The 1,226-nt window shown below is 69.3% G+C and carries 1 protein-coding gene; it reads left to right on the top strand.

The window, feature by feature from the left end; all coding sequences use genetic code 11:
• Window positions 1–67: 67 nt before the first annotated feature.
• Window positions 68–1,226: IS701 family transposase (locus CRT23_RS27555; protein ID WP_103712637.1), on the top strand; the 1,159-nt coding region annotated here is incomplete at its 3' end.

Below are 1,226 nucleotides of genomic sequence, written 5' to 3' on the forward strand. Positions count from 1 at the left end.
TAGCACTACCTGGGCACTTTGAAGGATCGTGATGCGTTGTCTGCCTGACGATGGCTCGGAGGCGGCGATGGATCTGGATCCCGAGGGGACGGACGGGCTTGATACGTGGCTGGCACCGTTTCTGGCGGCGATGGGACGCAAGACCCGACGGACCTGGGCTCCGCTCTACCTCCGAGGTCTGCTGGGGCCGGGGGATCGCAAGAGCCTACAGCCGATGGCGATGCGGCTCGGGCTGTCGGGCCATGACCAGTTGCAGCACTTCATCGCCAGCTCGGCCTGGGACGATCGCCCGCTCTGGACGGAGCTGGCCCGTCAGGCGGATCGGCTGATTGGCGGATCCGATGCTTGCCTGGTGATTGACGACACCGCCCTGCCGAAGAAGGGCACGCGCTCGGTCGGGGTGGCGCGCCAGTACTGCGGTGCGCTGGGCAAGCAGGCCAACTGCCAGTCTTTGGTCTCCCTTACCCTGGCGCAGGGCGAGGTGCCCGTGCCGGTGGGCTTGCGCCTGTTCCTGCCCGAGGCGTGGACGAGCGATCCGCAGCGATGCAGGCAGGTTGGCGTGCCCGAGGCCGCGACCGCGCCGCGGACCAAGGGCGAGATCGCGCTGTCGGAACTCGATCGCCTGCAGGCCGCCGGTCTACGCTTCGGCACGGTGCTGGCAGATGCGGGCTACGGCGTCAGCGCCGCCTTCCGTCACGGCCTGGATGCAAGGGGCCTGCGCTGGGCGGTGGGCATCGTGAAGAACCAGAAGGTCTACGCCGCTGACGTGCGGCTCGTGCCGCCGACGGGGTGCGCCCGCAAGCCCTCGCCGGACCGGGAGCCGCGTGAGGCCGAGGCGGTGCTGGCCGACCTGACCTGGCGACGCGTGACGTGGCGCCAGGGCACGAAGGGCAAGCTCTCGGCCCGGCTCGCCGCCATCCGGGTGCGGGCCGGCGACGGTCCGGTCTGGGGCAACAACCGGCATCTGCCGGGCGAGGAGGTCTGGCTCGTGGGCGAGTGGCGCTCGTCGGGTGAGCGCAAATACTACCTATCCAACCTGCCGGCTGAGACGGCACGGCGCGGCCTGGCAGGCACGATCAAGGCACGCTGGGTCTGCGAGCAGGCCCACCAGCAGCTCAAGGAAGAACTCGGCCTCGACCATTTCGAGGGACGCTCCTGGACCGGGCTCCATCGACACGCGCTGATGTCGTGTATCGCCTGCACCTACCTGCAGAACCTGCGCCTCG

This window comes from Methylobacterium sp. V23 (genome assembly GCF_002917135.1).
In the GTDB taxonomy this organism is placed as follows: Bacteria; Pseudomonadota; Alphaproteobacteria; order Rhizobiales; family Beijerinckiaceae; genus Methylobacterium.